4 protein-coding genes are annotated in these 5,387 nt (G+C 60.3%); 3 read left to right on the top strand and 1 reads right to left on the bottom strand.

The features are described from left to right. The first annotated feature begins 78 nt into the window (after positions 1–78). The 3 genes from VD811_04380 to VD811_04370 all read left to right on the top strand — a co-directional run bounded on the left by VD811_04380 (position 79) and on the right by VD811_04370 (position 4,519). On the top strand, positions 79–2,253 hold the full coding sequence (locus VD811_04380) for an HD domain-containing phosphohydrolase (GenBank protein HXV20217.1): 2,175 nt from the start codon (positions 79–81) through the stop codon (positions 2,251–2,253). 38 nt (positions 2,254–2,291) lie between these two features. Next, positions 2,292–3,104, top strand: coding sequence for a methyltransferase domain-containing protein (locus VD811_04375; GenBank protein ID HXV20216.1), 813 nt, complete (start codon positions 2,292–2,294; stop codon positions 3,102–3,104). A gap of 104 nt (positions 3,105–3,208) precedes the next feature. After that, positions 3,209–4,519, top strand: coding sequence for an outer membrane protein transport protein (locus VD811_04370; GenBank protein ID HXV20215.1), 1,311 nt, complete (start codon positions 3,209–3,211; stop codon positions 4,517–4,519). A gap of 88 nt (positions 4,520–4,607) precedes the next feature. On the opposite strand, the gene VD811_04365 is transcribed toward VD811_04370, so the two are convergent. Continuing rightward, the gene (locus tag VD811_04365) at positions 4,608–5,225 is read right to left on the bottom strand and encodes a nucleoside deaminase (GenBank protein ID HXV20214.1); all 618 of its coding nucleotides are present in this window, start codon (positions 5,223–5,225) and stop codon (positions 4,608–4,610) included. Positions 5,226–5,387: the final 162 nt, after the last annotated feature.

Here is a 5,387-nt window from a genome sequence, read left to right as displayed (position 1 = left end):
CTCAAGCTCATCAAGACCCGCTACCCGGAGGTTCCCACCGGGAACATCCTGGCCTACGCCGAGATGGAGCCCTATGAAGTGGCCGACCAGGGGCACTGGTTCACCCAGGACCAGGTCGACCGATTCCATGAAATGGCCGTTCAGTTGACGGGCAACGAATTCATTGCCCGGGAAGCCGGCCGTTATGCGGCCGCACCCAACACCCTCGGAGTGATGCGCCAGTACACCATGGGGCTGCTCGGACCGCACAAGGCTTTTGCAATCATTGGGAAAGCGACCAAAAACTTTGTGAGGTCGAGCGACTATTCAGCGCATGATCTGAAAGACAACCGGGTTGAAATTGTTGTCAAGACCCGCCCCGGCGTGAATGAGAAACCGTACCAGTGCGAAAACCGGATCGGCTTTTTTGAAGCCATCGTTACGGTTTTCAACCTCGGCTTGCCGAAAATCGATCACCCTGAGTGCATGTTCAAGGGGGGGGAGGTGTGCCGGTATCACGTCTCATGGAAGCCAACTTTTGCCATGACCGTGCGCACCATCCGCAACGTGACGGCCCTGCTGGTCGGACTGGCAATTGCCGCAGCACTGGCCAGACTGGGAGTCGCCTCGCTGATTTACAGCCTGCCGATCGGGGCAAGCATCGTCCTGGCAGCCAGCCTGATAGCCGAACGGGTCCGGCGCAACGAAGTGATTCAGGCCATGAGCAATCTCTGGGGGTCCACCGAGCAGCTCAGTGAGCAGATCAACGCCAACTACAAGAACCTCCTGCTGGCCCAGGAAATCGGTCAGGCCATCAGCAGCAAACTGTCGACCGACGAGGTCATTCATTCAGTTATCCATATCCTGGAAAACCGCCTAGACTTCGACCGCGGTCTTGTGCTGCTGGCTGATGAAAAGACGCAACGCCTCGTTATACGCGGGGCGTTCGGCTACACGGACACCCACCTGAAATTGCTCAGGACGACCTCTTTCCGCCTGGACAACCCACAAGGGCGTGGTCCCTTCGTCGTCGCCTTTCACCAGAAAAAACCTTTCCTCATCAACGACATCGCGGAAATCCAGAACCAGATGACTGCCAAGTCGCTCGAATTCACCAAGGCCCTCGGCATCAGGTCTTTTCTGTGCTGCCCTATCATCCTCAAGGGGAAGGCGATCGGCGTCCTCGCGGTCGACAACCTAAAATCAAAGCGCCCACTGGTCCAGAGCGATGTCAGCCTGCTCATGGGCATCGCTCCGGTTATCGGCATCAGCATCTACAACGCGCAGCTCCTGGAAACCCAGGCCGCGACCTTCGAAAGCACCCTCAGCATACTGGCCGATTCGATCGACGCCCGGGATTTTCTGACTGCTGGCCACTCACAGGTCGTAACCGAATATGCCGGCGGTATCGCCAAGGAACTGGGGATGTCGGAAGAATACTGCCAGATGATCCGCACCGCGGCCCTCCTGCACGATTACGGCAAGATCGGCGTGCCGGACTCTATCCTGAAAAAGGACGGTCCACTGACGGACTCCGAGCGGGCCATCATCAACACTCACCCGGCCAAAACCAGGGAAATCCTGGAGAAGGTTCCGTTCCAGGGAATCAACAAGGAAATCCCGGCCATTACCGGCTCACACCACGAACGGTGGGACGGCACCGGCTATCCCAACGCCCTGAAGGGCAATGATATTCCGCTGGGGGCACGCATCCTGGCTGTCGCGGACTTTTACGAGGCCATCACCTCCAAGCGCCATTATCGCGACCCGATGTCCACCGAAGAAGCGCTACAGACGCTGAGAGGCGAATCCGGCAGCCATTTCGAACCCCGGATCGTCGAAGCCTTCGTACGCTATTTGCAGAAAAACACTGTATGCCCGCTGGACAACAACGACAAGCCTGGGAACAGCCCAGTCAGCAGGCTCCCGCGTTTTGAGTATCGCACCCGGGTTTCGGCCAAGGTTGATCGGCGCACCATTTCCGGATCCAGCGTCGACATAAGCCAGAACGGCCTGTTCGTGACCACCGAGGACGTGAACATCTCGCCGGAGTCCGAAATAACCCTGACTTTCACCCTGCCCCACAACGACAAACTGGTGCAATTGGCAGGGCGGGTGGTTTGGGTCAACGTCGGGGACCCCCGTCCGGCCGAACGTCTGCCGATGGGTTTCGGGGTGCAATTCAAGGACGTTGGAGGCGGCGTCCAAAGAGCCTTGAGGCATTACGTTGAAACTGGTTTGCATCGCGCGAACCGATCCTTGCAGTTCAATTAACGGTTCAATAATCCCAGAAAAAAAGGAAAACAAGCGACATGCCAGGCTCTTATCTGATGGAAAACGGCGAGGAGTGCCACCGCCTAGACATTAAAACCCTCCCGGATGACGTAATGCGTCAGGCTCGCTGGGCCGGAATTTCGGAGGGAATGCACGTGCTCGATGCCGGCTGCGGCGTGGGCAAAACCACGTCGGTCCTCAAGGACCTGGTGGGTGATACCGGCACGGTGACCGGACTCGACTTCTCGGGGTCCCGACTGGAAGAAGCTCAGCGCCGTTACGGCCGGGAAGGAATCCGGTTTGTCCGCCACGATTTGCGCGGCCCGTTCGAACCGCAAGAACAATTCGACGCGGTCTGGATGCGCTTTTTACTCGAGTATTTCCGGGATGATCCGCTTTCCATCGTGCGCAACGCCACGCGGCGCCTCAAACCGGGGGGGATCCTCTGCCTGATCGACCTTGACCACAACAGCCTGAACCATCACGGCCACAGCGAACGGCTGGAAAAGACCATTCAGGCCGTGCTGCGCTCGCTTGAGGCCAACTTCAACTTCGACCCCTATGCCGGGCGCAAGCTTTACGCCCATCTGGTCGACCTGGGTTACCAGAACATCGCGGCCCATGTGGAAGCCCATCACCTCTTCTACGGCCCACTGGAGGAAAAAGACACCTTCAACTGGATGCGGAAAATGGACGTGGCGGCCCAGAGATCCGGATGCGACTTTGCCGAGTTCGGCGGTGACTACAGCGCGGCACGGGAAGACTTCCATCGCTTTCTGACCGATACCCGCCGCTTCACTTACACACCGATCATCCTGTGCCGTGGAGTTCGCCCCGCTCGCGAGGATTGAAGGGAACGGGGGCTGTTTGTCTGATCACCGGCAGCCGCGGAGCCCCTCCCTCCGAAGAATATCGACCAGGTGTCATTCCATATATCCAGAGAAGGGTCTGAGCGATGAAAAATGGTTTCACCAAAAAACTTTCTCCGTTACTGCTCGTACTGCTTTTTACCGCCTCTCGGGCGGACGCCTCCGGGTTCGGCGTCTTCACCCAGGGAGCCGCCGGCCTCGGCCAGGCGAATGCAGTGGTTGCCCACCCGACCGGCCCATCCTCTCTCTACTTCAACCCCGCCCTGCTGCCACAAGTCCCGGGCACCCGGGTAGAAGCCGGGACGACGGCTCTCTTCCTCGACCGTGAATTCAAGAGTTCCCTGACCGGGCGAACCGAAAAGAGTGAGGAAGACGCCCGGTTCCCCAGTACCTTTTATTTAACCCATCAGGTCAACGACCAGGTGGCAACCGGACTTGGCGTCTTCTTCCCCTTTGGGCTTTCCACCGAATGGGACGAAAACTGGGACGGGCGCTATATCGCCACCAGGTCCGATCTGTTCACCACCAGCATCAACCCGGTTGTAGCCTGGCGCCCGATTCCGCAACTGTCGGTGGCCGCAGGCCTTGACGTCCTGTATCTCGATGCGGAACTGGAGCGCAAGGTCAACAGCACCGCCATCGGTTTCGTCGTCAACCCGCCGGGCGGTTTGGGGCCCCTCTCCGACACTAACCAGAAATTCAGCGGGGATGGCTGGGGAGTCGGCTACAACCTCGGCCTTGTGCTGCAGGTTTCCGAGAACATCGACTTCGGCGCGACTTATCGGAGCCATGTCGACGTCAACGTGGACGGGGATGCCAGCTTCGACGTCCCGGCCGATGCTGCAGCAATCAGCCCACTGTTTCTGAAGACCGGCGGCGACGCCGATATCCGCCTGCCGGCCCAGGCGGCATTCGGCCTGGCCTGGGCCGCCAGCGAGAAGCTGACCCTGGAGGCCGGCGCCCGATGGGAAGACTGGTCCTCCTTTGACGAACTGAAAATCAAACTCGACCGGCCGATTCTCCAGCAATCCGAGAACATCACGCCGCGGGACTGGAACGACACCTGGGCTTTCAACCTCGGCGGCCAATACCGGTTGAACGACGTGGTGACGCTGTTGGCCGGTTACCTCTACGCGGAAAATCCGGTGCCGGACCGCACCTTCGATCCCTCGATCCCGGACAGCGATGCGCATCTGTTCACGCTTGGCACGGACCTCACCTTCGGCCGGTTCAGCGTGTCGCTGGCCTACGGTTATGAACACCATGAGGACCGGACCAAGAACAACGCCATCGGAGACCCGCTGGACCCGGCCGGGGTGAACCCCCGCAGCTTCGCCAACGGAGAATACCAAGCCGACGTCCACCTTGTTGCGACCAGCGTCGCCTATAGTTTCTGAATTTTCAGGGTGAAAACACAAAAAAGGCCGGGGTCAGCATGCCCCCGGCCTTTTTTGCATCGAAGCTGCGCCTCGCCTGCAGAGGTCGTCAAGCGGACCGGCGGGGATTGTACACCAGCCCGCCGCCAAGCGCGTAGCCCTTCAGAACAGTCACGGCCTCATCACGGCAGACGTCCTGCACCACGGTGATACCCCTTCGCTGCAGCTCCCCGGGCCAGTCGTCAGGCTTTGGCCCCTCGTCGAAACCGACGGCCCGCACGTCCTCCTCGCGGGCGGCGCAGACCAACCGCCGCACACCGGACCAGAGCAGGGCACCGAAGCACATGGCGCAGGGTTCGGCGCTGGTGACCAGTTCACAGGCAGGAAGACTTTCGCCGCCGAGGTCGAAGCTGCCGAGTCGCTGCTGAGCGAGCATCAGCGCCACCACCTCGGCATGCAGGATGGAGCAGCGGGCGGCAACGACCAGATTGACGCCGACGGCAAGCAGGCGTCCCTTCTCGGCCTCGAAGACAGCGGCACCGAAGGGTCCCCCCGTCCCTGCTGAGACATTGCGCCGCGCCAGGTCGATGGCCAGACGCATGCGTTCCGAGACGTCCGGACAGCTGACCCTGGCCGCCTCGGCGGCAAAGTCTTTCAGCCACTCCGGCAGACAGAGGTTGAACGAATCGGCTACTGCCTCCCTTGCCCCGGGCTGGTTTCCGCCCATCAGAATTCCTCCCTTCTCCGTCACCAGATCCCGTCGAGGGAAACGCCGCAGAAACCGCACCGGCCATCCCGTACCGAGACGGTCCCCAGACGAAAACCACGCCTTTCGATGACCGTACGCCGGCAGGCGGGACAAAGGGTATTCTCCCCTCCTTCGCCGGGG

The organism is Desulfuromonadales bacterium, from assembly GCA_035620395.1.
GTDB lineage: Bacteria > Desulfobacterota > Desulfuromonadia > Desulfuromonadales > DASPGW01 > DASPGW01.
Note: the sequence above shows the minus strand (reverse complement) of the source record. Positions and strands in the feature narration are given on the sequence as shown.